Below are 26,018 nucleotides of genomic sequence, written 5' to 3'. Positions count from 1 at the left end.
ACTTTTTGAGGCTACTGAGTTATGCGTGGTATGGGAACAGCAGCCAAAAGAGCAGATGCGCCTAAACAAACTGAAGCTCTTAATCTAAAGCAAACAGTACAGTATATGTGGCCCTATATCTGGGCCTTTAAAAGCCGGGTTTTATTGGCTGTGGCTGCGCTTCTGGCCGCTAAAGCTGCCACTTTGTATTTGCCTTATGCACTCAAACTTATCATCGACGATTTAGATCCCAGCTTAAACTCCGTATTAACTTTGCCACTGGCGTTTCTTTTCTTTTACGGTTTCTTACGTTTTGGCGCAGTTTTTTTTGGTGAAGTGCGGGATGCCTTATTCAGTCGGGTCACTGAACATGCAATGCGTAAAGTAGGTTTGCGGGTATTTAATCATCTGCATCAGTTGGAACTGAGTTTTCATTTAGACCGCCAAACCGGTGGCATAAGCCGCGATATAGAAAGAGGCACCAACGGCATCAGTTTTCTGATGCGGTTTTTGATGTTTAATATAGTGCCTACCCTGCTGGAAATACTGCTGGTCGCAGTGATTTTTGCGCTGCTGTTTTCGTACTGGTATGCCGTTTTAACTTTTGTCGCTGTTGCTTTGTATGTGGCCTTTACTTTTTATGTGACAGAGTGGCGCAACAAATATATCCGCGAAGCGAATCAGGCCGACTCGGCCACCAATAGCAGAGCGGTCGACAGCCTGCTGAACTATGAAACCGTCAAATACTTCAATAACGAAGCTTATGAAGAGCGTACTTACGATCAGTTTTTAGCCAACTGGGAACAGGCCAAACTAAAAAACCGTATGTCGCTGTTAGCGTTAAACTCAGGTCAGGCGTTGATTATTGCCGTCGCTATTACCCTGATGATGTGGATGGCAGCACAAGGTGTGCTGGATAAAGAGCTGACGCTGGGCGATTTGGCGATGGTGAATGCCTATATGCTGCAGCTGTTTATTCCTTTGAATTTTTTAGGTTTTGTTTATCGTGAAATCCGCCGCTCATTAACCGATCTGGAAAACATGCTGGGGCTGTTGAAAAAAGAAGCGCTGATTAAAGACAAAACTGATGCACCAGAGCTTCAATTACAGCAAGGCCGTATTGAATTTAATCAGGTCCATTTTGGTTATCAGGCTGGCCGCTCTATTCTGAACGGCTTAAGTTTTGTGGTCGAGCCCGGTCAAAAACTGGCAATTGTTGGGGCTTCTGGCGCAGGAAAAAGTACCATAGCCAGGCTTTTATACCGCTTTTACGATATTCAGAACGGCAGCATTTGTATTGATGGCCAGGATATCCGTGATGTCACTCAAAGCTCGTTACGCCAAAACATTGCGATAGTGCCGCAGGATACTGTGCTATTTAATACCAGTATCAGAGAAAACATTCGCTACGGTAAACCTGATGCGAGCGAAGCTGAAGTGAATCAAGTGATTAAGCTGGCTCATCTGGACAGCTTTATTCAAAGTTTGCCTCAAGGCGATCAAACCTTAGTGGGTGAACGGGGCTTAAAAGTATCAGGCGGTGAAAAACAACGTATTGCCATAGCCAGGGTGTTGTTAAAAGGCTCACTTATTCTGATTTTTGATGAAGCCACCTCAGCGCTGGATTCTCACTCGGAAGCCGCTATCTTAAAAGCTTTGCGTGAACTGGCGAAACACCATACCTCTGTGGTCATAGCTCATCGTTTATCTACTGTGATTGATGCAGACAACATTTTAGTACTGCAACAAGGTGAAGTGGCTGAATCAGGCACACACCAGCAACTGCTGGATCAGCAAGGGCTCTATGCACAGCTGTGGGCCAAACAACAAGAGGCCAAAACTAAAGCTGAGTAAAGATAAGTTAAGCAGAGTAAATGCCGGGTAAAGAGCTGAACCCGGTTACATAAGGTAATAACTTATCGCAAAACTATTGGCAAGGCTTTAATCCGCCTTGGCCCTTCCTTGTCATTTGTTTTTCCTTTAAATTAGCGCCCAGTTGAAATAATCAGATGGAGTACAGCATGACCTGGTTTTTGTTGGTGGTCGGCCTGGTGTTATTGGTCGTTGGCGCAGATTTACTGGTAAAAGGAGCTGCGCGTTTGGCAGGCTCTTTTGGTATACCAGCTTTAGTCATTGGTTTAACAGTAGTTGCTTTTGGTACCAGTGCGCCAGAACTGGCTGTAAGTGTTAAAGCTGCTTACTCAGGACAAGCTGAACTGGCTATAGCCAATGCTGTTGGCAGTAATATCTTTAATGTACTGTTTATTTTAGGCGCAGCCGCCATGATTTCGCCTTTAGTGATTTCGCGTCAACTGATCCGTCAGGACGTACCTATTATGGTTTTTGTTTCTGTATTGGCGATGTGGATGACCTTTGATGGTGCTATTACACGTTTTGAAGCTGCTATTCTGGCTTTGGGTTTAGTCAGCTACACCTGGTTTTTGTTCCGTCAGGGCAAGGCTCAGGGGGTGGACACAGCAGACGAAGAAGTAGAAGAAATGCTCAAAGCCAAAGTTCCGGCCTGGCAAAACCTGTTGTTGTTATTAGGTGGCCTGGTATTACTGGTTTTAGGTTCACGTTTTTTAGTCGACAGCGCCGTAGAAATTGCCCGCGCTTTAGGGGTAAACGAAGCTGTTATTGGCCTGACTATTATTGCGGCAGGCACTTCTCTACCAGAAGTGGTGACCTCTGTGGTTGCTACCTTAAGAGGTGAACGTGACATAGCAGTAGGTAACGTAGTTGGCAGTAATATCTTTAATATTCTTTGTGTACTAGGAATTGCAGGTGTGGTCTCTCCTATCCCGCTGCTGGCAGGCGAACAAATGGCTATGGTCGATATTCCGGTGATGGTGGGTGTGGCAGTGTTGTGTTTACCACTGTTTTTTATCGGCTCATCGCTGAACCGTATCGAAGGTTTGTTATTTATGCTGCTGTATATCGCCTACACCTGGTATCTGGTGGCTGTGGCGTTAAAAGAAGCTTATCTGCCAGACTTACAACAAGGTATTTTGTATGGACTATTGCCAGTGGTGGTGTTTTATATCGTCGCGTCATTTATTCACGACAGGATAAAAAATAGAAAAGCTAGTTGGTCATAAAGGCTTATATTCTAAACAGCAGGCCCGAATGGGCCTGTTTTTTTAATACAACAATACCTTCGCTAGACAGACTAAAATGCCACCCTTTGGATGGCGTCCTGGTTTAATATCAGTCTTTGCGACTTTTATTGCGTAAAGCTAAAGGGTCGGCATTCAGGCCAAAACCCAGCAGAGGCAATAACTCCGGTATTTCATCTTCCGGTATACCTACTTTGTGAAAATGCTTTACCACATACTGCAAATCATGGCCTTGCTCTTTGAATTGTTGTGCAGTTTTTAAATGCACAGTACGCATAAAGTTAGATGTCATGGCAGTCACTCCCTGAAGAAAAAGCGACTGTCATAGTGGTGAAATATCAGCCAGCAGGCAAGCAGTTTTCGACGAAAATTTGCACAATTTTTCGAATAAAGCCTAAGCCTTTGATCCCGCTCAAAGATTATCGGGAGAGCTTAAATTTTCGGCTCAGCAGTTTATCCAGCCATTTTTGTGGCATCAGACGCGCCAATAAAGGCAAAGTAAAAGCACCATGACCTATGCCGCTGGAGCAACCTGTAATGAATAGGGTTTTAGTCATGCAGAAGCCCGTTGTAACAAATGGTGCTCTTCAGGTCTTAAGGTCAGCACAGAAAAACCTGTTTCTGTCACCGCTATTGTATGTTCCCACTGTGCAGACAGTTTTTTATCTTTGGTGACCACTGTCCAGCCATCGGATTTTTGTTTAATACGCCTGTCGCCCTGATTGATCATAGGCTCAATGGTAAATACCATACCGGGTTTTAACGTCAGTCCTGTGCCTGGCTTGCCATAATGCAAAATCTGCGGTTCTTCGTGCATTTCACGGCCTATACCGTGACCACAGTATTCCCGCACCACAGAATAGCCAAAACGCTCAGCGTACTGTTGTACAGCAGCAGCTATATCTCCTAAACGAGCGCCGGGTTTCACCTGATAAATACCCTGCCAAAGTGCCTGATACGTTACGTCCACCAGTTTCTGCGCTAAAGGACTCACTTTGCCAATACAATACATTTTGCTCGAATCGGCAATAAAGCCATCTTTTTCCAGCGTTATGTCCAGATTGACAATATCGCCCTCTTTGAGAATGTCCGTCTGTTTGGGTATGCCATGACACACCACCTCGTTGATGGAGCTATTCAGTACATACTGATAATCATACTGACCTTTACTGGCCGGCCTTGCCCCGAGCGGACCACGGATAAAAGCTTCGACTGCATCATTAATTTGCATAGTACTGATACCGGGTTTGACCAAATCATCCAGCATCAGAAATACCTGCGCCAACAGCTGCCCGGCTTTGTGTTGGATATCCAGTTCAGCCTGGGTTTTCAGATGGATCGAGTTCATTCAATAGGTCCTGCAAAGTAGAAGATTTATTTTTCAGTAATTTATGGCACAACTGCTGATAACTAAGCTGTGGATGTAATTCAGCAAGCATGCCCACTCTGATCCAGAATTCAGCCTGCGCATTGATAGAGCGAGCCATCACTCTGCTGGCTTCGCGCAGGTCTTCATGCAGGTCGTCTGATATTTTTACTATGCCCATAGATACACTTCATATACGATTCATACACGCATTGTATAAAAACAATCTGCTCTGTGCACTTAAAAAAAACAGAAAAACTGGTTATGGTATGACACAGAACAATAATGCCTCTGTAACAGTGGGTTATAGTTCAGCATCAGCAATTGGGTTTGGAACTTAGACTGAGAGTCAGGACATGAGCTTATTTAACGATATATACAGTGCGGTCGAACGGCAGTTTTTTTACAGCCTGACATTAAAAATTGTTGGCAATATCGGCTTTTTAACGCTGATTTTCTGGCTGGCCATGTTTGCGGCTTATCCGGATGAAGGTAGTGCCGACCAAAGCTGGTGGTGGATCCTGATCCTCGGCACCGGGGCTTTTATGTTTACCATAGGTTATCTGGTTTACTTGATAGTGCGCCCAGTCAAAGCTTTGGTGTATGCACTGCAACAAGCGAATCAGGCCGGCAGCGATTTAAAAACCCGTTTACCTGCTTTTACTTTTGACGAATTCCGCACTTTATCTGAGCAATACAACTTATTTGTTGATCAGTTATCCGGAATGCTGCGGGACATTCATCAGCAAGCGTCCAGTAACTTTCATGTCAACCAGCAAGTCGCAGAAGCAGTGCACAGCACCAGACAACAATTGCAGGGTGCAGAACAAAGCAGCCAGCAGATCCGCTCTCAAAGTGATCAGTCTTTACAACGCTTGTCTGAAATAGTGCAAAGCAACGATCAGGTGATAGAAGTGGCCAGCAGCACTGTACACAACGCTAAAACGGCCAGCACTCAATTAAACCAGCTGACCACCCAACTGCATAAAATTGAGCAGCTGTTGGCCAATTTTGGCGGCACAGTGACAGGTTTGCAGAAAAACGCCGAAAACGTGCGGCAAATTTTATTGATGGTGGAAAACTTCTCCGATCAAACCAACTTACTGGCACTGAATGCGGCTATTGAAGCAGCACGAGCTGGTGAAGCTGGTCGTGGTTTTGCGGTAGTGGCAGATGAAGTCCGTACTTTAGCGGCCAAGGTCAATAGCGCCACAGGCCAGATCTCAGGTTTTCTGAATGAAATGGATGTATTGGTGCGGGACACTAAAAATGAGTCGGAGCAATTGCAACAGCAAGCCGGTGAAGCACAACAACAAATTCAGCAAACCAGCGGTGATTTCAGCCAGTTGGAGCAACAACTGAAAAATGCCCAGCAACAGCTGAACCATATTCAGCAGCATGTGCAGCAACTGGCACACAGCTCAGAGCAAAATCACCATCACCTGACCGAAATTGAACAGGGTACCAATCTGGCCTATCAGCAAATGGCGGCTATCGATCAGGCGACAGAACAGTTGTTGTCTGGTACTAAGCGAACTCAACAGCAGTTACAGCCATTTTCTGCTGCTTAACGACTTGTTTTCTCAGCATTCGTCTGGCCATCCTGTTGCAGCGCTTTGACCAGCTGCAACACGGCCGGGTGAGTGAGCTTACGTTCGGGTGATATGGCATAAAAACGCTCAGTTACCCTGTGGATCACCCCTACCTTTAACAACTTATAATTAGTTAACAACTGAGCTTCCAGTAGTAAAGGCGCGGCAAAAGCACCAAGCCCCTGCTGAGCAAAAGCCTGCATTAAGGCACTGTCATCAAATTCAGCCACTACATCAGGCTGCACCTCCACTTCATTAAACCACCCCATCAATTGCTGGCGAATAATGGACTTTTTACCCTGCAACAAAAAAGGCTGATCGTGCAAAGACCTGGGAAAATCTGCACTAAGCTGCTCTGCTAAGGCCTCGCACGCATAGACAGCCATAGGAGACTCAGTCACAAGATGACTGTAAGCTTTAACATGACTGCCTGGCTGGATGGGCTGATCGGACAACACCATATCCAGTTTATTAATAGCAAGCTCCGATAAAAGCCCGGCCTGCTCGCCTTCGCGGCAAATCAGTTTAATAGGCAACTGCAGAACAGGTTTAAGCATTTCATAAACAAAAGCTTTAGGCAGTACATCAGTAATACCCACACTAAAACTCTGCCAGCTGCTGTGCTGACGGGTCAGAACAGCTTTCAGCTCATCTCCTAGCTGAAAGATATCAGCGGCATAACGCTGCACCACGACACCCAGTTCGGTAGGGATCAGCCGTTTACCCTGACGGGAAAACAAGGCTGTACCTATGCCATGTTCAAAAGCACTGATTTGGCCACTGATGGTTTGGGGAGTGATATGCAACAGCTCACTGACTCTGGCAATACTGCCGTGTTCAGCGACCAGATAAAAATAATAGAGTTGATTGTAATTAACAGGAGTCATCTTAATCGCAATTTTTAACGAAGATATCAGCAGTTATATTCGAATTTTACTGACAAAGTAAAGGGCGTATAACTGTATTCGTTGTGATAGTTCCTGCTGAATTTCACAGTAACAGTGTAACCCATAGGCCCATCCGCGCCTTTTGCCCCTTGTCTCTAGCTAGCAAGGGGCTTTTTTATGCAGTGATCTTTCAAACTGTAGCTACTTTGCAGATACAATGGCGCAAAAGCGCTAAAGAGTAGTGATGATGATCCAATACCCAGCAATGTTTAAATTCGCAGGTCAGAATGAGCTTATTTACCTGGCCGACCTCAGCAGTTTCGAGCAGCAGTATCAGTTACAACAGCCCTATTTAACACCAGAAGATCTGCTGATTGATGCAACAGGACAAGCTTATCTGCTGGATCAGCTGAATCAGGATAGTTATGCTTTACCTTCATTATTTAAGCAGTTTGAGTTGTCTGAATTAACGGCTCTGGTACAGGCTCATTTTTTTGCTTTAGCTCAAAGTTGTGTGGTAAAAATTCAGGCCCCGTCCATCCCAGCCTTGATTGGCCTTTTGGCTGATGCTGACGAAGCATAGAATTTAATACTGCGATGTTCTGCCAGCACCAGACCCGTATAGATGATTTTATTCAGAGCAGACTGGAAAATCGCAGTAGAACACTGAGCCCTGCCCTGGTACAGAACTGAAATCAATAGTACCGCCCATGGATTCAATAATGGCTCTGCTGATCGCAAGACCAAGGCCTGTACCTGAACGGGCTTTGGTATCAGAGCCATCAGCCTGGGCAAAACGCTGGAATATCTTTTCCTGAAAATGCAGCGGGATCCCTTCGCCTTTGTCTTCCACCTGAATGCGGATTTTGTTCTCCAGCAGGTAATAACTCAGAAAAACCTCAGCCCCACTTTTTGAATACTTAATGGCATTGGACAACAAGTTGCTGAGCACTTGCTGTAGTCTGTGACTGTCCAGTTGCATCATCAAGGGTTCGTTGTTCAGTAAAGATAATCGCACTGCAAAACTGTCGGCGTAGGGCTGATTTTGAGTGATGGCCTGCTGACATTCCTGCGCTAAATCACAAGGCTGCAGATAAAAATCCATTTTCCCTGCACTGAGTTTTTCCATGTCCAGTAAATCATTCACCAGCAACTGCAGTCTTTTGCTGTTCTGACTGGCCACCTTCAGCATAGCCAGCGCCTTTTCAGGCACAGACCCCAGCACCTGATGGATCACCAGATCCAAAGCGCCACTAATGGCGGTAATAGGTGTACGCAACTCATGGCTGACAGTGGAGATAAAATCGGTTTTCATCTGTTCCAGTCGTTTTTGCTCACTGATATCCTGCATCAACACTAAAGCGCCCAATAGCTGACCTGAGCGGCTTTTCAGTTGCTCTCCCCGGCAACGCGCCCAACGTGGAGCCTGGCCTTTGGCCTTAATACAAATATCCTGCCTTACCACAGGTTCGCCGTGAAAAGCTCTGAGCAAAGGAATTCGGTCAACCGATAATACAGTCTGCCCATCTTCTTCATATAAATCGTAATAATGGCTCCACAATTCTGAGTCACATTTGCGCACATCCACACCGTGCCAGTCGCGTGCTACCTTGTTAAATTGCTCCAGTTGCCCTTCGCTGTCACAGGCCACCAAAGCGTCAGGAATAGAGTCCAGTAACAAGTCCAGCAACTGCAACTTATGTTCGGTCTGCAGCTTTTGCTTATGTTCGTTCAACCGTTCCATCACCAGAGCAGCCAGTTGACGCAATACAACTTTGTCCTGCTCCGTCATTTGTCGTGGCTCAGGAGAAATAATACACAAAGTGCCCAAGGCATAACCCTGCTCATTGATCAGTGGGCAACCTGCATAAAAGCGAATATTCGGAATAGTACAGACTAACGGATTGTCGGAAAAACGTTCGTCTTGCGACGCATCTTCGACGATAAAAATATCGGGCTGTAAAATAGCGTGGGCGCAAAAAGCCAGTTTACGATCGGTCTGACAGACCTCTAGTCCTTGTTTACTTTTAAACCATTGGCGCTGCTCATCAATCAAAGACACCAATGCAATGGGCACCTGAAACAAAGTGGCGGCCAACGAAGTCACAGCATCAAAAGTCGCATCAGGTTCAGTATCAAGGATCTGTAATTTAAGCAGAGCCTTTAATCTGTTTTGTTCATTTTGGGGAACTGCGGCAACCTGCATGCGTGCACTCCTTAGCGGGCAACAAAAGTGATATCAGAAAACATACCACAAAATAAAGAACTACAGCTTACTGCAAAGGATCTTTTGTACCTGATAACAGATGTTTGAGATCCTCAGGGACAGGCAGAGGTTGCATTACCGGATAACGACTGGAGCCAGGATTGCCCAAAGGTAAAAGTCCGGTTAAATGACCCAGAGGAGTTAACAGCAGACGAAGTAACTGGCCCCGAATTTCAGGCCAATTTGTTTGATCCGCCGCCAGTTTCAACATGAGCCAGTGGCTTTGCAGATGCAACACGAAATTATGTTGCCCCAGAATATGCGCCCGTTCTAAATGAGACCAGGCTTGTGGCCATAACTGCTGGCGGCGCGCCTGCTGCGCTTGTTTTATCTCAAAACTATAGGCCTGTTCTGTAGCTGAAGGCATGAATAAAAATCTCAGGTATGACTAAAGAATCTTTACTGTGCCGCGCCTTTGTTGCCCAGTCAAGGCTTGGTGCTGAGCCGCTTTGACTTGAATTTTCGGGCTTTTTGTATTAGGGTGGCGACATTATTTTATCGGGCAACTCTGGCAAGCAAAACAGCATGAACAGAAATCGGGGTCGCGTATCCTGGGTGAGTTTACTCTTGCTTATCAGCTTACTCCTGTTTAAAGGAGTGGCAGCTGCCGCTATGTTATGTTGTGGCCCTGATCATTCAGAACATCCAGCCAGTCATTCACAATCCTCAAATACAGATCAAAGTATGATGGAGCATCATGGCCATCACTCTGCGGCAATTGAGCACAACAGTATGCCGGATGGCTCAGACCTACACGTTATGGACGAGCCTCAGCTTGTGGATCACCAGATGATGGATACCCATCATTTATCCTGTTCAGGTTGTGCCGTCAGTTGTGCCGCTGCGGTATTGATGGTCAACCCATCGGACTTTATGGCTGAACCTGCACAAAACGAACGTATCCTTAGTTTTACCCCTTTAGTTTTCCCTCTGACGGCCTCAGGCCTGGAACGACCTCCCCGTTTATACAGCTGATCAGCATCCCAACACCATCAAAAGCCCGCTTTAGTGCTTTGATCCGGTGTAATTTTTCAGCTTAACTAAACAGGATTTTTATGTCTCAGCTTATTTATCCGGCGCTTTTTGGCGTCTCGGCCTTGCTTTATACAGTGCCAACAGCCGCCTCTGAAGAGCAGCAAACACAAGTACAGCCACTGAATTCAGTGGTCATACAAAGCCGCACCAAGGACTGGAAACAAGCTAATCAAAAAGTCGCTGAACTCGGCGGCTGGCAATTTTACGCCAGTGAGACTGGTGGTCATCAAAGCATGGATCATTCAGGGCACAAGAAGCCTGTCGATCACTCAAAACACAAGCACCATCATCAAATGGATCATTCACAGCACTCAGAGCCACAACAAATCCAGACAGGAGATGAGCATGAGCATCATCACTAAACTGAGCCCGCTGGCAGCTGTGGTACTGCTCAGCGCCTGCGCCGGAACTTCAGGACTGAATACAACAGATCTGGTCCAGCAACAAGCTACAGACCAACAAGTGCAACTGGCAGCAACAGATCCGGCTTTAAGAACAGAAGCAGAGCAGGAAATTGCCCTGCTGCTGGCGGAACCTTTAACGCAGCAAACAATAAGCCGTATTGCGGTGTTAAATAACCCTGATTTTCTGGCCGCTTTATCATCGCTGGCCATCAGCAAAGCACAATTAACTCAGGCCGGTTTATTACCAAATCCAGGCTTGCGGCTGATCCGAAGCCGTACAGAAGAGGGCTACAACACAGAGCTCGATTTTTCACTGAATTTATTTAACCTCATTTTTCTGAATAAAAACCAAGCTATTGCCCAACAACAAGCAAAACAACAGCAGCAGCATGTCGCCTTGCAGCTGATAGATCTGCTGACAAAAAGCCGCAGCGCTTTTATTGAAGCCGTAGTAGCAGAGCAGCGTTTTCAGTATCTGCAGACAGTGCAGGAAGCCATAGATGCGTCGGCAGAACTGGCGAACCGTATGTACCAGGTGGGCAATTACAGTGAACTGCAACAAGCCAGACAGCTAAAGTTTGCTGCAGAAATTCGCTTGCAGCTGGCAAAAACCCAGCAACAACAGCAGCAAAGCCGTGAACAACTTTACCAGCTGTTAGGTTTATCAGACCCAAAAACAAGGCTGCAATTACCGGCCTATTTGCCTGCTATCCCAGATAGGTTGGCGATGGTGCAGGATCTGGAACAGCAAGCTCTGACACAACGGCTGGATCTGCAACAAGCCAAGGCACAGTTAGCCCAACTGGAGCTACAGCTGAAATTAGAGAAAAACAGCCGTTTTGTCCGGGGGCTGTCCGCTGAAATTGCAGGATCAGTACAGCACAGCGCAGAACGGGAACTGGCATTAGGTGTTGAACTGCCTTTGTTTGATTCAGGTGCAGCGCGCGTCAGCAAAGCAGAGGCAGAATATCAACAAGCCTGGTGGCAAGCCAAAGCACTGGAACAAAAAGCCCGCTCTGAAGTGCGACAGGCTTACGCATTACAGCAAAGTTCGTATCAAATCGCCCGGCATTATCAGGATCAACTAGTGCCTTTAGCGCAAAAAATTAACCAACAAAATGTGCTGCGTTACAACGGCATGTTGATTGGTGTATTTGAGCTGATAGCAGATACCCAGGCTCAGGTAGAAACAGTCACAGGGCAAATGATGGCACAGCGGGATTTTTATCTGTCAGAGTTGCGTCTGCAACAAACGATGTGGGGTAGCCCTTCTTTGCCAGTCCCCTCAGAAACCAACACCACAAACAGCGCTGCCTCTGCAGCTGGCCACTAACAGGAGCATCCTATGTTAACCCGTCGTGATTTATTAAAAAAAGTCGGTGCCATTACAGCTGCTGTAGGTGTTGCCGCCGTCAGCCGAAGCTCAATGGCGGCTTTGCCCGAACCTGTTATTCAGCAATCCGCTGATACCATGGACCCTTTAATTCCAAACACAGGCCGTCCATATAATCCGGTTGTGACCTTAAACGGCTGGACTTTGCCCTGGCGTATGAACAATGGTGTGAAAGAGTTTCACTTAGTGGCAGAGCCCGTAGTCCGTGAGTTGGCTCCAGGTATGAAAGCCCATTTATGGGGCTACAACGGTCAGTCACCAGGCCCTACCATTGAAGTGGTAGAAGGCGACAGAGTACGCATTTTTGTCACCAACAAGTTGCCGGAACATACCTCAGTGCATTGGCATGGTCAGCGCTTACCCAATGGTATGGATGGGGTCGCGGGTTTAAATCAGCGAGCCATCAAGCCTGGTAAAACCTTTATGTATGAATTTGTCGCACGCCGTCCAGGCACTTTTATGTATCACCCCCATGCCGATGAAATGGTGCAGATGGCAATGGGCATGATGGGCATGTGGATCACCCATCCAAAAGAGGCGCATCCACATATTGATGAAGTGGACAGAGATTTTTGTTTCCTGTTAAACGCCTATGATATTGAGCCAGGCAGCGCCACCCCAAAAATTATGACCATGACTGATTTTAATCTCTGGACCTGGAACAGTCGGGTTTTCCCCGGCATAGACCCACTGGTGGTGCGTAAAAATGACAAAGTGCGGATCCGGGTAGGTAACCTGACTATGACCAACCACCCTATTCATATTCATGGGCATGAGTTTACCGTCACTGGTACAGACGGCGGCCCTGTGCCTGCTTCAGCACGCTGGCCTGAAGTCACAACAGATGTGGCTGTAGGCCAGATGCGCCAGATTGAACTGATTGCCGACGAAGAAGGTGACTGGGCATTTCACTGCCATAAATCGCACCATACGATGAACGCAATGGGCCATGATCTGCCGACGCTGATTGGGGTGGATCACAGTGGTTTAATGCAAAAAATCAATAAACTGGTGCCGGATTATATGGTGATGGGCGAACGCGGTATGGCTGATATGACCGAAATGAAGATGCCTCTGCCCGCTAACACCCTGCCGATGATGTCTGGTGATGGTCCTTTTGGTTCAGTCGAAATGGGCGGCATGTTCAGTATCTTTAAGGTTCGTCACGATCAGGCTCCGGGCGATTACAAAGATCCGGGCTGGTATCAACACCCAGCAGGCACAGTAGCGCAGGAATGGACCGGAGCAGTACCCCAGGTTACACAAGCTCCAGCCGAATCCCCTGAGACTAAGGTTGAATTAAAAGTCAAAAAACCTGGAGCACATCACCACCACTGATCCGGTAGCTCATGTGCCGTTTTTTTAACCTCGGCTCCATGAATTGGAGCTGAGTTTTGGTTGGGAAAAACGTTTTTCCGTACAAAAACAAAGCAAAAAAACAACTTTAAGACAACTATTCGAGCCCTTTTTATACCATTTAGAAATATCTAATAACCAAAACAACAAATACACACTTGTTACCAAATGTAATCAAATCCAGCATTTTAGCCGCTCACAGAACGCCACTCATCGCATAAAACATCTCCAAATACGAAAAAATGAAAACAAAAGATTAAATTTGATAAATACACCCCTATTTACATTAACAAGACATTGACCAATTATCATACGGCCTGCCCATCACATTAACTAAATAAGGGACAGGGGCTTCCATGGATGAGGCAATTCACATAACAATAATTTGAGAGAACAAAATGCAACATAAAAAATTCAACCTATCCAAAGTCTCTTTGCTTACTTTGTCTGCACTTTCCTTATTGGCAACTGCTGCTCAGGCTGCTCCACTAAAAACAGGCATCGACTTCGGTGTAAAAGAAACCAAAGCTGTTGAGCCACCAACCCGCTTTATCGTTAAATACAAAAATGCCGCTACTTTATCCGCTCAGGGCCTGGCCAGCACAGCAACCAGTTCAGTTAATCAGTTAAAAACGCATGCGGCTTCGGAATTATCCAGCCGTGCTGGTGAGCCACTGAGTTATGTGCGAGCTGTGGCTGTTGCAAATCGCCATGTCGTCAAGGCAGAGCGTCGCCTGTCTAAAGCTGAAACTCAGCGCACCATGGAGTTGTTGGCTCAGGATCCAATGGTAGAGTCAGTGGAAGAAGACCGTATGTTACAAATTGCGGCCACCCCCAATGACACTCAATACACCAGTCAGTGGCACTATTATGAGTCTACTGGTGGTTTACGCGCTAACACAGCCTGGGATAACGCGACAGGAGCTGGCGTAGTAGTTGCGGTATTAGATACAGGCTATCGTCCACATGCCGATTTAAATGCCAACCTTTTGCCTGGTTATGACATGATTTCTGACAGCTTTGTTGGTAATGACGGCAATGGTCGTGATTCAGACGCCCGAGATCCGGGTGACTGGGTGTTAGCCAACGAATGTGGCGGTAGTCACTCAGCTTCAGACTCATCATGGCATGGTACTCATGTCGCAGGTACAGTGGCAGCTGTCACCAACAACGGCTCTGGGGTAGCCGGTGTGGCTTATGGTGCTAAAGTAGTCCCTGTTCGCGTTTTAGGCAAATGTGGTGGTTACACTTCAGATATCGCTGACGGTATCATCTGGGCTTCAGGCGGTACTGTGTCAGGTGTTCCAGCCAACGCTAACCCAGCTAAAGTGATCAACATGAGTTTAGGTGGTTCAGGTGCTTGTGATTCCACCACTCAGGCTGCTATTAACTCAGCCCGCTCTCGTGGCACAGTCATTGTTATTGCTTCAGGCAACGACAATAGCAATGCAAACAACTTCAACCCAGGTAACTGTGCTGGTGTGGTGAACGTTGCTTCAACTAACCGCAGCGGCGGCCGTGCTTATTACTCTAACTACGGTACTTCAATTGACGTGGCAGCACCAGGTGGTGCTATGAACTCAGCCAACGATCCGAATGGTATTTTATCCACTTACAACACTGGTACTACAACGCCAGGTTCTGACAGTTATGCATACAGTCAGGGGACCTCAATGGCAGCTCCTCACGTTGCTGGTGTTGCTGCATTAATTGCTCAGAAAAAACCTGGTGCTACACCGGACGAAATTGAAACTATTCTGAAAACCACAACCCGCTCTTTCCCTGCAACCTGTAACAACTGCGGTACTGGTATTGTTGATGCAGCAGCAGCTGTAGCTGCAGCTTCTGGTACGGGCGGCGGTGGCGACACTGGTGCAACGTCGACCATAAACAATATCAGCGTGGCACGTAATGCCTGGAGACATTACACAGTGGTGGTTCCGGCTGGCATGAGCGTGCTGACAGTCAATACCTCTGGTGGTACTGGTGATGCAGACTTGTATGTACGCCGTGGCTCACGACCAACCACAACAACATACGATTGCCGCCCATACCTGAATGGCAATAATGAAAGCTGTACCTTCAATAACCCTGTGGCAGCCACTTACCATGTTAGTATCCGTGGTTACACTGCGGCTTCAGGTATCACTTTAACGACCTCTTATCAGCCTTAATCCCTGGGCTTTTAAGTGAAGACCCCGGTATTTACCGGGGTCTTCTTTTTTGTCATCAGGAACTTACTTTTGCAGACCATCCAAAATTGCACACTGCGGCTGGTCGTCGCCACAACAACTGTCTGCTAATTGTTGCAACAGGCTTTGCATTTGCTGTAATTCTGCTACTTTTTGTTTAATTTCATCCAGATGCAATTCAGCCAGTTGTTTTACTTCTCTGCTGCTGCGATTTGGATCCCGCCATAAACCCAACAAAGAGCTGATTTGCACTATAGAAAACCCCAGAGCTCTGGCCTGTTTGATAAAGCCTAGTTGTTGCAACTGCTGGTTGTTATATAACCTGTAGCCTGCATCTGTTCTGTTGGCTTTTAGCAATAAACCTGCTTCTTCATAGTACCGGATCATTTTGGCTGAAAGTCCTGTCTGTTTTGCTGCTTGCCCAATAGTCACCAAAGTATTGACTAAATTTGCCATTCGCTTTTACTCCTTTGCTTTCCAGCGTTGCAATAACAAGGCATTACTAATCACCAGTAAACTACTGCTGGCCATAGCTGCACCTGCGATCACCGGATTTAAGTAACCCAAGGCAGCAAGAGGTATGCCCACTATATTAAAAATAAAAGCCCAAAACAGGTTTTGCTGAATTTTGCGGTAGCTAAGCCGCGCTATCTGCAAGGCTGCGCTGACCAGAACTGGCTTACTACGCATCAAGGTCATAGCCGAAGCACTGACAGCGACTTCGGTACCACTGGCCATAGCTACACCTAAATCTGCCTGCGCCAAAGCAGGTGCATCATTAATACCGTCACCGACCATAGCTACTGTATAACCTTGTTGCTGCCAGAGCCCAATAGCTGCAGCTTTCTCTGCGGGTAAGACTTCAGCTTTCCACAGGCTCAATTCCAGTTCGGCTGCTATAGCGGCAGCGCTGTTTTTGCTGTCGCCCGTTAACATAGCCACAGTGATGCCTTGTTGCTTTAATAAGCTGACGGCATGTAACGCATCTGGTTTTAACTGATCGGTAAAACAGAACAATGCCAACAACTGATAACTTTCGCCTTGCTGCTCTGCCAACCAGGATACAGAGGCAGCGCTGGTGGCAATCTGATCAAGAGGTAACGCCAGTCCAAGCTGCTGCATCCAGTGACTGCTGCCAAGCACTAAATGACGCCCCTCCACCTTGCCCAACACACCTTTACCCGCCACCACCTGAAATTGCTCTGTTTCAACAGCTGTCACCTGGTGTTCAGTGGCATAACACAATAAAGCTTTGGCTAAAGGGTGTTCACTGTGTTGCTGCAGCGAGGCGGCCCAGAGTAAAAGTTCAGGCTCATCGGCAAAAGTACTGAATTGCTGCAGCACGGGTTTGCCTTGGGTTAAAGTGCCGGTTTTATCAAACACCACCAAGCTGATTGCTGTGGCTTGTTCTAAGGCAGTGGCGTCTTTAATCAGAATACCAGAGCGTGCGGCCGACCCAGTGCCCGCCATAATAGCTGCAGGTGTTGCCAAACCCAAAGCGCAAGGACAGGCAATCACCAGCACAGCCACTGCATTTAAAATCCCCGCCACCCAGTCTGCGGTGATCAAACCCCAGCCCAGTAAAGTCACTAAAGCAATGACTAACACCACAGGCACAAAAACGGCGCTGATTTTATCCACTAAGGCCTGCACCGGTGCTTTGGCCCCTTGCGCTTGCTCCACCAGTTGAATAATACGCGACAAGGTAGATTCAGCTCCGACCGCTGTTGCTCTGAGTTGCAATACCCCATCAAGATTCACAGAACCACCTGTCACTTTGTCACCCGGACTTTTACTGACAGGCACAGACTCCCCGCTGATCAGCGCTTCATCCACGTGACTCTGGCCTTGTTCAACCAAAGCATCTACCGCAATACGTTCGCCGGGTTTGACCAACACTAAATCACCTTGCTGCACAGTCTCTGCTTTGACTTCAAGCCAAAGTCCGCCCTGAAACAAAGTAGCTACTGCAGGTTTTAAATTTTCCAGTGCCCGCAGCGCATCAGTGGTACGACGTTTTGCTTTTTGCTCCAGATATTTACCCAGTAAAACCAGACTTAATACCGCACTGCTGCTTTCAAAATACAGATGGGGCGCCCCGTGCTGCCCCTGATGAGCATCAAAACTCCACCATAAATACAAAGACAAGCCATAGGCAGCGCTGGTGCCAATAGCCACCAGCAGATCCATAGTGCCACTGCCAGCCTTTAATGCTGCCCAGCCCGCTTTATAAAAACGCGCGCCAAAATAAAACTGCACTGGTGTCGCCAGCAACCATTGCCACAAAGCGGGCAACATCCAATCCAGTCCAAACAACAAACCCAACATCGGCAATACCAAAGGGAGCGTCAGCACTATGCTCGCGACAGCTGGCCAATACTCTTGTTGGTAAAACGCAGTTCTAGTAACTTCGGCTATTGGGGCTTCTGCTGGCACACTGGCCTGATAGCCGGCCTGCTCCACTGCAGCTATCAGCAGTTGTGATGTCAGTGACTCCCCCTGAATTGTTGCAGTTTCAGTGGCAAGATTAACGCTGGCTTGTTGTACTCCGCTGACTTTAGCTAATGCTTTTTCAATTCGGCCAACACAGGAAGCACAACTCATTCCGCTAATGCTCAGTTGGATTTGTTCAGACATAATATGACTCCGGACAAGAAGGGCGAAGGCCCGATATGAATAAGGCTAAAGCTTGCCCTTAGGGTAAGGTCAACTTAATAAAGTTTGTATTATAACTTGACCTTACCACAGCGGTTACCTTCACCATGTTCGCAAACTCACACAGAACACAAAGAGGACCTGGCGAATGAAAATAGAATTGAAAGTAACGGGCATGAGCTGTAATCACTGCATTAGTCTGGTGAACAAAGCCATAGCAAAACTGCAGGCAGATGCCAAAGTGACAGTGGATTTGGCTTCGCAGCAGGTAGAGGTAGAAAGCTCTTTAGCAGTTGAAGATCTGATTACAGCTTTGGATGAAGCCGGTTTCCCGGCTACTGTAAACGACTAAAAATAGCGCTCTGGTTGCTCAGCTACAAAAAGGTAAAGCAGTTAAAGCAGACTCATACTGATAGGAGAAACCAGCAATTTTTTGCGATTTTGCACTCAGCACTCTTCTGCCAGGTGCAGCTGCTGTGTTTTTTGGTTCAAATTCCGGAGCTGGCAAGGACGCCAGTTCACAGGCTGTCAGGTAAAACTCAGCTTTTGAACAAAAAGCCGGGCTGGATAAGTTAAACAACTCTGGCCATAACTTCTGCTGAACTATGGCAGAAACAGCAGCACAAATATCACTGCTGTGCACCATATTCACAGCCACATCAGCTAAACCTGCCTGTTTACCGGATAAAAATCGTGCCGGGTGACGCCCAGGACCAATTAAACCTGCCAGGCGTAAAGTGCAACAAGGAACAGCTTTGTTTAGTAATTGCTCTGCAGCAGCTAACACTTCTATACGTGCGTCTGTCAGTAGCAACTCACTTTGCTCATCGACTTCTCCGGTTAAACCCTCGTAGATCCCCGTGCTGCTTAAATGAATGCAGGCCAAAGCTCCGCAATTTTTCATCAGAGTCGCAAGTTGAGCAATAGCTCTGGTGTAACCATCGCCGTCGGTGCGGCTGGCTGGCACAGTGCAAATAATAAGGGCATCTTTAAATAAGCTTTCCAGCTCAGTTGTAGGCCGTACTGATTGGGCTAAATCTAGAACAAAATGACCAAACTGTTCAGCAACTACTGAAGATTTGGTGACATTGCGGCTGCTGAGCCATAACTCATGCCCGTCAGCCTTGAGCTGAGTTGCCAGTTGAGTCCCTAACCAGCCTGCACCTATCACTAAAATTTTCATCTCTGACACCTTCCAAAACTTACTGATGAATTTGATGGTAACAGAATATGTACTGCTATTTTTATCAAATTTTAAGTAATTTCCACTAACACACTGATTTTTATTGATCCGCATCAACACGATCACAAGCCAAAAGGCGTAGTTTGGCTTGCACTAATGCTGGCGTATTAGTTTTAGCTACTTATTGGTGCTCGACTTTAAGTCACAGACCAGGCCCACAGTTCCAGATCGAGGAGCAATCCGAATGGATGTTGTAGAACTATCACGGTTACAGTTTGCCGCTACGGCAATGTATCACTTCTTATTTGTACCCTTAACTTTAGGTATGGCCTTTTTGCTGGCTATTATGGAGTCGGTTTATGTTATGACAGGTAAAGAAATTTACCGGGATATGACGAAGTTCTGGGGCAAGCTGTTTGGTATTAACTTTGCTTTGGGTGTCACCACAGGCATAGCGATGGAGTTCCAGTTTGGTACCAACTGGTCTTATTATTCGCATTATGTCGGCGATATCTTTGGTGCACCTTTGGCCATTGAAGGTTTGATGGCATTTTTCCTCGAATCTACCTTAGTGGGCTTGTTCTTTTTTGGCTGGGACCGCTTGTCGAAACTTCAGCATCTGACGGTGACCTGGCTGGTCGCTCTGGGGTCAAACTTATCTGCTTTATGGATTTTAGTTGCCAACGGCTGGATGCAACACCCGGTTGGTGCTGAATTTAATTTTGAAACCATGAGAATGGAAATGGTCAGCTTTAGCGAAGTGGTATTTAACCCGGTCGCTCAGGTGAAATTTGTGCATACGGTGTCTGCTGGTTATGTCACGGGCGCTATGTTTGTGCTGGCGATTTCCGCCTGGTATATGCTCAAAGGCCGGGATTTAGCTTTTGCCCGCCGCAGTTTTGCCATTGCTTCTGCTTTTGGTTTCGCCAGTATTTTATCTGTGATTGTATTAGGCGACGAATCGGGTTATGAGCTGGGTGATGTGCAAAAAGTAAAACTGGCCGCTGTAGAGGCTGAGTGGAAAACGCATCCTGCCCCAGCAGATTTTACCTTGTTTGGTCTTCCCAATGAAGAAACCCAAACCACAGACTACGCCGTCAAAATTCCCGGGGCTATGGGTCTGATTGCCACACGTTCTCTGGATAAAGAAGTGATGGGGCTGGCTGAACTGAAAGAGCAACACCGTGCCCGTATTCTCAATGGCCAGATTGCTTATGGCCTGTTGAAAAAACTGCGGGCCGGTGAAAAAACGCCGGAAAACATCGCTGCTTTTGATTTAGTCAAAAATGATTTGGGTTACGGCTTGTTGCTGTTGGCTTACACAGAAGACCCTGTCAATGCCACGCCTGAACAAATCGAACAAGCAGTGCAAAACAGCATTCCTAAAGTAGCGCCGCTGTTCTGGTCTTTCCGTATTATGGTGGCCGCTGGTTTTATTATGCTGCTGGTATTTGCGCTGTCTTTTTACCACAGTGCCAAACGTACGCCGGAGAAACCACGCTGGTTATTGAAGGCCGCTATTTTCTCCCTCCCTTTACCATGGATTGCCTGTGAAGCGGGTTGGTTTGTTGCTGAATATGGTCGTCAGCCATGGGCTGTAGGTGAAATTTTACCTACTCATCTGGCGGCTTCTCAACTGACCGCAGGTGAAATTTGGTTCAGCTTATTGGCCATTACTGCGCTTTATACAGTGTTTTTGATCATCGAAGTCTGGTTGATGCAGCATTTCGCCCGTAAAGGCCCTGCGTCTATTCATACCGGTAAGTATCACGGCGAACAGGCCCGGGAGGTTTAACATGGATTATGAATTTTTACGTTTTATCTGGTGGTTGCTGGTCGGTGTATTGCTGATTGGTTTCGCAGTAACTGACGGTTTTGATATGGGTGTAGGTGCGCTGTTAAAAGTGATAGGACGCGACGATACTGAGCGCCGTATTCTTATAAATGCAGTAGCACCGCACTGGGATGGCAATCAGGTGTGGCTTATTACTGCGGGTGGCGCCTTGTTTGCTGCCTGGCCTCCGGTCTATGCCACGGCGTTTAGTGGTTTTTATCTGGCGATGATGCTGACGTTGGCGGCATTATTCTTACGCCCTATTGGCTTTGATTACCGCTCTAAGCTCGACAATGCCAAATGGCGCAGCAATTGGGACTGGGCTTTAACCGCAGGATCTGCCATACCTCCGATTATTTTTGGTGTGGCTTTTGGCAACTTATTGCAAGGTGTGCCTTTCCATTTTGACGACTTGCTGCGGATTTATTACACAGGTTCGTTCTGGGCTTTACTAAACCCCTTTGCCTTGCTGGTAGGCGTGCTGAGTTTGCTGATGTTTATTAATCAGGGTGCCTGTTATCTGCAAATGAAAACCGAAGCCCCACTGCGCCAACGCGCTCAGGCAATATCGATGATCTGCGCAACCCTTGCCGCAGTGTTGTTTGTTATAGCAGGTTTCTGGCTGGCAGCTGCAGGTATGGGCTATAAAGTGACCAGTGTGATCGACAGCAATGCCATTAATAGTGCTGTGACTAAAACTGTGGAACACAGTTCAGGCGCCTGGTTCAGCAACTATGAAAGTTACCCACTGCTGTGGATTTTCCCTGTGTTGGGTGTGGCAGCCTTCCTGCTGTCAGCTTTTTTCAGCAAACTGGCCAAAGGCTGGCAGTCTTTTGTGGCGTCATCGCTGGCAATCACAGGGGTCATTATGACCGTAGGGGTTTCTATGTTCCCATTTATTATGCCGTCCAGCAGCATGCCCAATCATAGCCTGACGATGTGGGACGCGACATCCAGCGAGCTGACTTTAAAAATCATGTTTATAGTGGCCTGTATTTTTGTGCCTATAGTGCTGGGTTACACTCTTTGGTGTTACTGGAAAATGTGGGGGCGGTTAAACCGCAACACCATCAGTAGCAATAACCATTCAATGTATTAAGGAGCAGTTCTATGTGGTATTTCACCTGGATTTTAGGCGTATTATTGGCCTGCTCTTTTGGCATCATTAATGCGATGTGGCTGGAATTTAATGGGTATCCCGGCGAAGAGGACGAGTCATCAGAATAAAACCGGATACCACAGCCATGCAGTCTTTAAGACAGTTAGTTCAATCAGAAAAAAGCCGTCTGCACCTTGCCATAGCGCTGGGTGCAACGGCATCTTTATTGATGATCTGGCAGTGCTGGTTGCTGGCCACTTTATGTGATCTGGCGTTACATCAGCAGCAGATCCCACCCGGTCTGCTGCTGCATATTTTACTACTTTGGCTGCTGCGGCCCCTGTTGTTAGCCGCCAAAGATTTGTTGGGACTTGCTGCCAGTCAAAAGCTGCGCACCTCTATCCGGCATCAGTTGCTTGGCATTATTAGTCAGGCAGGTCCGCTGCGGCAACGTATTGCTGCTGACGGTGATTTATCCACCCGCTTATTAGAGCAGGTAGACGCGCTGGACCCTTATATCAGCCGTTATTACCCGCAGCTTTATCTGGTCGTTCTTTGCCCTTTGTTTATCTCTGTCGCTGTAGCAAGTCAAAGTCTGCTCGCAGCCATACTGCTATTAGCCACAGCTCCGCTTATCCCGCTCTTTATGATTTTACTGGGGAGAAAAGCCGCAGAAGCCAGTCAGCAACAAGTGCAGGCTTTAGGTTTACTGGGCGGGCGTTTTCTTGAGTTTTTACGCGGTGCTGTTTTGATCCGGCAATTGCGAGCCGAACCTCTGGTGTTAAACAGATTAAACAATGCCAGCGAGGAGTACAGAAACCGAACCATGTCAGTGCTGAGCAAAGCGTTTTTATCCGGCGCCGTACTGGAGCTTTTTGCCTCTTTAGCTATAGCCTTGGTCGCTTTGTATTTAGGTTTGGGTTTACTAGGTGAGTTGCCCTGGGCTAAAGCGCAGATCCCGGTTTCTTATCAACCGGCACTTTTTATCTTATTAATGGCACCAGAGTTTTATGCGCCACTTCGTCAACTGGGGGCGGATTATCATGCTAAAGCTCAGGCCGAAGCCGCTTTTATGAGCCTGACACCTATTTGGGATCTGCCTGTATGCAATGGAGGCGATACTCAGGCTCCGACAAAGCCGGTGAGCATTGAGTTTCAGCACTTAAGTCTATTGGGGTCTGAGCACAGAGCCGCACTGCTCAATGACATTCAGCTGCAAGTTCAACCTCAGCAACGTATTGGCATTATTGGCCCAAGCGGCGCAGGAAAAACCAGCCTGCTGGAATCTTTACTGGCTTTTCAGCAGCCTAATCAAGGCCAGATCTGGATTGCAGAACACAAACTGACAGAATTGGATTTAACCCAGTGGCGACAACAACTGGTGTACTTGTCGCAACAGAGCCAATGGTTAAGTGGCACAGTGCGAAGCAATTTGCTGTTGGCAAAACCACAAGCGACAGAGCAGGAACTGCAGCAGGTGTTGCAACAGGCGCTTTGTGCCGACTTTGTTTTTGCTTTACCCCAAGCTTTGGACACAAAACTGACAGAAGGCGGAATTGGCCTCTCAGGTGGGCAATTCCAGCGTCTGGCGCTTGCCAGAGCTTTATTAAAGCAAAGCTGGCTCTGGCTGCTGGATGAACCCGCTTCTATGCTGCCCGTTGAGCAGCAAAGGCAGTACTTTCAGCAATTAGAACTGTTAAGTCGTGGCAAAACCTTGCTGCTGGCAACTCATCAATTACAACACCTGCAGTGGCTGGACCAAGTATGGCTGATGCACGAGGGCCAGATTATTGCCAAAGGCTCTGTGGCTGAGATCCAGGCTCACCCTCAGTATCAGGCCAGCTACAGGCAGGAGTTCGTATGAAAGATCAACTGAAACTTTCTGCTCTGATGCGTCAGCACTGGCGCTGGTGGTTACTCAGTCTGACGCTGGGTGCTCTTACCTTTGGCAGTGTGATGGGTTTACTGACGGTGTCCGGCTGGTTCATTACAGCAGCTGCAGTGGCAGGTTTACAGCTTGCCGGTGCTGGTACTTTTAATTACTTTAGCCCTGGCGCTCTGATCCGTTTTTTCGCCATCAGCCGTACCACCAGCCGTTATTTTGAACGTTTAAGTTCGCATCAGGCCGTGTTGTTATTACTGCAACAATTAAGGCTTTGGTTTATGCGGCGCTTTTTAGCCAGCAGTTTCAAACCTGACAGCCAATCAGCGGATCTGTTGCAACGGCTAATCACTGATATAGACCGGCTGGATCAATGGCCTTTGCGTGTGGTGGCTCCGGTAGTCTGGGCTTGCCTGCTAAGCGCTGGCTGGTTAGCTGCTCTTTGGTTTTGGCAGGCAGAACTGGCCCAGATTGCTTTGGTTTATCTGCTGGTGTTGTGCTTAGTGCCAGTGCTTGGGGTTGCGTTGGGTTATAGCCGGGCCTGTCGCTTGGTTGAACTGGCATCAGAGCGCAGGCAAGAGTTGCTTGAACCACTATCCGCTTTAACCATGTTGCAACTGCATCAGGGCTGGTCAGGGGCAGAGCAACAATGGCAACACACAGAACAACAGTACCAGACGTTGTTATGGCGTCAGCAATTGCTGGACTTGTTTTGCCAGTTTTTGCTGCTCAGCACTATAGCCCTGATGAGCTTTCATTTGTTAGTGACGGCCTTACCATTGTTACAAAACCAGCAGATCAGCATAGCTGCTTTGGTGGCTCTGCTGATGTCAGCCATGGCTTTACCAGAGATCTGGTTATCGCTGGCCACTTTGTATCGCCATCTGGCCGACAGCAAAATGGCAAAACGACGCTTAAATCAAATCCAGCCAGCGACCGAAAATGGCAGCTACAGCACTGTGACCGGGCCTTTGCAATTAGAACTGCAACAGCTGTCTGTTGGTTATCCCGGCGCAGTGCAACACACATTGCCACTGAGTATCAGCTTAAAAGCTGGTGATCTATTGTGGCTACAAGGCCCATCAGGAGTGGGGAAATCAGCTTTTCTAAGCACGCTGGCGGGTTGGCTGCAACCTCAGTCAGGCCGGGTTTTGCTTAATGGCACAGAGTTACAACTTTATAAAGCTTGCACTCAAAGGCAACAGATCAGCCTGCATTCTCAGCACGTCAGCTTATTTAATATGACGCTGGCAGCCAACCTGCGTCTGGCGAAACCAGAAGCCAGTGACGAAGAACTACAACAAGCTTTAGCAGACACTGTATTAGCTGAATGGGTAGCCACTTTGCCGCAAGGGCTGAACACTGAACTCGGTGAGTATGGTGTTGCTGTATCAGGTGGACAAGCCAGACGTATAGCTTTGGCTCGTTTGTTATTACAAAATGCAGGTATTCTGCTACTTGATGAGCCTTTAGTCGGGTTGGACCCAACCACAGCCCAACGATTAATCCACAACCTTCGTCTTCGCTGTCATCAGCACATTTTGATTATTACCAGCCATCAGCAGTTCGCAGTGGATACAAACTGCTATCAGTTACAACTAAAGGTGTTGTAAATCAAACAAAAAGATCAGCGACATCCGCTTCTTTGACTATGTTTAACAGATAAAAGCAGTGTATTTGTTTCAAATCACAATGCAAAATTTGATAAATATGAAAAAACTAGCAATGCGTTTCGGCGAGTTGTATAATTCGTGCGACAAAGGTTAATGCAATTGTAAA

Annotated in this window: 25 protein-coding genes; 15 read left to right on the top strand and 10 right to left on the bottom strand. The window is 47.3% G+C overall.

Annotation, left to right across the window (positions count from 1 at the left end):
* Positions 1-21: 21 nt before the first annotated feature.
* Together RHEIN_RS03100 and RHEIN_RS03095 are read left to right on the top strand one after the other, a co-directional pair.
* A complete protein-coding gene (locus RHEIN_RS03100; RefSeq protein WP_008897514.1) occupies positions 22-1,833 on the top strand; it encodes an ABCB family ABC transporter ATP-binding protein/permease in 1,812 nt (603 codons plus the stop codon).
* Between the two features lie 167 nt (positions 1,834-2,000).
* On the top strand, positions 2,001-3,077 hold the full coding sequence (locus RHEIN_RS03095) for a calcium/sodium antiporter (RefSeq protein WP_008897513.1): 1,077 nt from the start codon (positions 2,001-2,003) through the stop codon (positions 3,075-3,077).
* A gap of 109 nt (positions 3,078-3,186) precedes the next feature.
* On the opposite strand, the gene RHEIN_RS03090 is transcribed toward RHEIN_RS03095, so the two are convergent.
* The 4 genes from RHEIN_RS03090 to RHEIN_RS03080 form a co-directional block, all read right to left on the bottom strand.
* Entirely contained in the window at positions 3,187-3,387 is a 201-nt protein-coding gene (locus RHEIN_RS03090) for a hypothetical protein (RefSeq protein ID WP_008897512.1), read from the bottom strand.
* Between the two features lie 127 nt (positions 3,388-3,514).
* Complete coding sequence (locus RHEIN_RS21020) at positions 3,515-3,652, bottom strand: hypothetical protein (RefSeq protein ID WP_008897511.1); 138 nt, start codon at positions 3,650-3,652, stop codon at positions 3,515-3,517.
* Entirely contained in the window at positions 3,649-4,443 is a 795-nt protein-coding gene (gene map, locus RHEIN_RS03085) for a type I methionyl aminopeptidase (RefSeq protein ID WP_008897510.1), read from the bottom strand. Before map ends, RHEIN_RS21020 begins: the two co-directional genes overlap by 4 nt.
* Positions 4,412-4,642, bottom strand: coding sequence for a ParD-like family protein (locus RHEIN_RS03080; protein ID WP_008897509.1), 231 nt, complete (start codon positions 4,640-4,642; stop codon positions 4,412-4,414). The genes map and RHEIN_RS03080 overlap by 32 nt, the downstream gene beginning before the upstream one ends.
* Positions 4,643-4,817: 175 nt before the next feature.
* Between RHEIN_RS03080 and RHEIN_RS03075 the strand changes: the two genes are divergently transcribed.
* Complete coding sequence (locus RHEIN_RS03075; RefSeq protein WP_008897508.1) at positions 4,818-6,032, top strand: methyl-accepting chemotaxis protein; 1,215 nt, start codon at positions 4,818-4,820, stop codon at positions 6,030-6,032.
* On the opposite strand, the gene nhaR is transcribed toward RHEIN_RS03075, so the two are convergent.
* Positions 6,029-6,940: a transcriptional activator NhaR gene (gene nhaR / locus RHEIN_RS03070; protein ID WP_008897507.1), complete on the bottom strand. Its 912-nt coding sequence runs from the start codon at positions 6,938-6,940 to the stop codon at positions 6,029-6,031. The two genes, RHEIN_RS03075 and nhaR, sit on opposite strands and share 4 nt — an antisense overlap.
* Before the next feature lie 244 nt (positions 6,941-7,184).
* Here nhaR and RHEIN_RS03065 point away from each other — a divergent pair, with 244 nt between their 5' ends.
* Complete coding sequence (locus tag RHEIN_RS03065; RefSeq protein ID WP_008897506.1) at positions 7,185-7,523, top strand: DUF4144 family protein; 339 nt, start codon at positions 7,185-7,187, stop codon at positions 7,521-7,523.
* Positions 7,524-7,571: 48 nt separating this feature from the next.
* Here the strand turns inward: RHEIN_RS03065 and RHEIN_RS03060 are convergent, their stop codons facing one another.
* Together RHEIN_RS03060 and RHEIN_RS03055 are read right to left on the bottom strand one after the other, a co-directional pair.
* On the bottom strand, positions 7,572-9,146 hold the full coding sequence (locus RHEIN_RS03060) for an ATP-binding protein (RefSeq protein ID WP_008897505.1): 1,575 nt from the start codon (positions 9,144-9,146) through the stop codon (positions 7,572-7,574).
* A 67-nt stretch (positions 9,147-9,213) separates the two neighbouring features.
* A complete protein-coding gene (locus RHEIN_RS03055; protein WP_008897504.1) occupies positions 9,214-9,573 on the bottom strand; it encodes a DUF3703 domain-containing protein in 360 nt (119 codons plus the stop codon).
* A 158-nt stretch (positions 9,574-9,731) separates the two neighbouring features.
* Between RHEIN_RS03055 and RHEIN_RS03050 the strand changes: the two genes are divergently transcribed.
* The 5 genes from RHEIN_RS03050 to RHEIN_RS21335 all read left to right on the top strand — a co-directional run bounded on the left by RHEIN_RS03050 (position 9,732) and on the right by RHEIN_RS21335 (position 15,568).
* On the top strand, positions 9,732-10,181 hold the full coding sequence (locus tag RHEIN_RS03050) for a hypothetical protein (protein WP_008897503.1): 450 nt from the start codon (positions 9,732-9,734) through the stop codon (positions 10,179-10,181).
* Between the two features lie 80 nt (positions 10,182-10,261).
* Positions 10,262-10,603, top strand: coding sequence for a hypothetical protein (locus RHEIN_RS03045; RefSeq protein WP_008897502.1), 342 nt, complete (start codon positions 10,262-10,264; stop codon positions 10,601-10,603).
* Positions 10,587-11,978 carry a TolC family protein gene (locus tag RHEIN_RS03040; RefSeq protein ID WP_008897501.1) on the top strand — a complete coding sequence of 464 codons (1,392 nt, stop codon included), beginning with the start codon at positions 10,587-10,589 and terminating at the stop codon, positions 11,976-11,978. Before RHEIN_RS03045 ends, RHEIN_RS03040 begins: the two co-directional genes overlap by 17 nt.
* Before the next feature lie 12 nt (positions 11,979-11,990).
* Positions 11,991-13,376 carry a multicopper oxidase family protein gene (locus RHEIN_RS03035; protein ID WP_008897500.1) on the top strand — a complete coding sequence of 462 codons (1,386 nt, stop codon included), beginning with the start codon at positions 11,991-11,993 and terminating at the stop codon, positions 13,374-13,376.
* A gap of 416 nt (positions 13,377-13,792) precedes the next feature.
* Positions 13,793-15,568 (top strand): S8 family peptidase, encoded by a 1,776-nt coding sequence (locus RHEIN_RS21335; protein ID WP_008897499.1) that lies wholly within the window; start codon positions 13,793-13,795, stop codon positions 15,566-15,568.
* 63 nt (positions 15,569-15,631) lie between these two features.
* On the opposite strand, the gene cueR is transcribed toward RHEIN_RS21335, so the two are convergent.
* Positions 15,632-16,042 carry a Cu(I)-responsive transcriptional regulator gene (gene cueR, locus RHEIN_RS03025; RefSeq protein WP_008897498.1) on the bottom strand — a complete coding sequence of 137 codons (411 nt, stop codon included), beginning with the start codon at positions 16,040-16,042 and terminating at the stop codon, positions 15,632-15,634.
* A gap of 6 nt (positions 16,043-16,048) precedes the next feature.
* Positions 16,049-18,223 carry a heavy metal translocating P-type ATPase gene (locus tag RHEIN_RS03020; protein WP_008897497.1) on the bottom strand — a complete coding sequence of 725 codons (2,175 nt, stop codon included), beginning with the start codon at positions 18,221-18,223 and terminating at the stop codon, positions 16,049-16,051.
* A gap of 166 nt (positions 18,224-18,389) precedes the next feature.
* On the opposite strand from RHEIN_RS03020, the gene RHEIN_RS03015 reads away from it, so the two are divergent.
* The gene (locus tag RHEIN_RS03015) at positions 18,390-18,593 is read left to right on the top strand and encodes a heavy-metal-associated domain-containing protein (protein WP_008897496.1); all 204 of its coding nucleotides are present in this window, start codon (positions 18,390-18,392) and stop codon (positions 18,591-18,593) included.
* Between the two features lie 18 nt (positions 18,594-18,611).
* Here the strand turns inward: RHEIN_RS03015 and RHEIN_RS03010 are convergent, their stop codons facing one another.
* Positions 18,612-19,424: an NAD-dependent epimerase/dehydratase family protein gene (locus RHEIN_RS03010; RefSeq protein ID WP_008897495.1), complete on the bottom strand. Its 813-nt coding sequence runs from the start codon at positions 19,422-19,424 to the stop codon at positions 18,612-18,614.
* Positions 19,425-19,668: 244 nt separating this feature from the next.
* Here RHEIN_RS03010 and RHEIN_RS03005 point away from each other — a divergent pair, with 244 nt between their 5' ends.
* The 5 genes from RHEIN_RS03005 to RHEIN_RS02985 are packed head-to-tail and all read left to right on the top strand — an operon-like array spanning position 19,669 to position 25,852.
* A complete protein-coding gene (locus tag RHEIN_RS03005; protein WP_008897494.1) occupies positions 19,669-21,219 on the top strand; it encodes a cytochrome ubiquinol oxidase subunit I in 1,551 nt (516 codons plus the stop codon).
* Between the two features lies 1 nt (position 21,220).
* Complete coding sequence (gene cydB / locus RHEIN_RS03000) at positions 21,221-22,357, top strand: cytochrome d ubiquinol oxidase subunit II (RefSeq protein WP_008897493.1); 1,137 nt, start codon at positions 21,221-21,223, stop codon at positions 22,355-22,357.
* 11 nt (positions 22,358-22,368) lie between these two features.
* Positions 22,369-22,485 carry a cytochrome bd-I oxidase subunit CydX gene (cydX, locus tag RHEIN_RS02995; protein ID WP_008897492.1) on the top strand — a complete coding sequence of 39 codons (117 nt, stop codon included), beginning with the start codon at positions 22,369-22,371 and terminating at the stop codon, positions 22,483-22,485.
* A 17-nt stretch (positions 22,486-22,502) separates the two neighbouring features.
* A complete protein-coding gene (cydD, locus tag RHEIN_RS02990; protein WP_008897491.1) occupies positions 22,503-24,221 on the top strand; it encodes a thiol reductant ABC exporter subunit CydD in 1,719 nt (572 codons plus the stop codon).
* Entirely contained in the window at positions 24,218-25,852 is a 1,635-nt protein-coding gene (locus RHEIN_RS02985) for an amino acid ABC transporter ATP-binding/permease protein (protein ID WP_008897490.1), read from the top strand. Before cydD ends, RHEIN_RS02985 begins: the two co-directional genes overlap by 4 nt.
* Positions 25,853-26,018 lie beyond the last annotated feature (166 nt).

Source organism: Rheinheimera sp. A13L, assembly GCF_000217935.1.
Lineage (GTDB): Bacteria > Pseudomonadota > Gammaproteobacteria > Enterobacterales > Alteromonadaceae > Pararheinheimera.
This window is presented reverse-complemented; position numbering and strand designations above follow the sequence as displayed.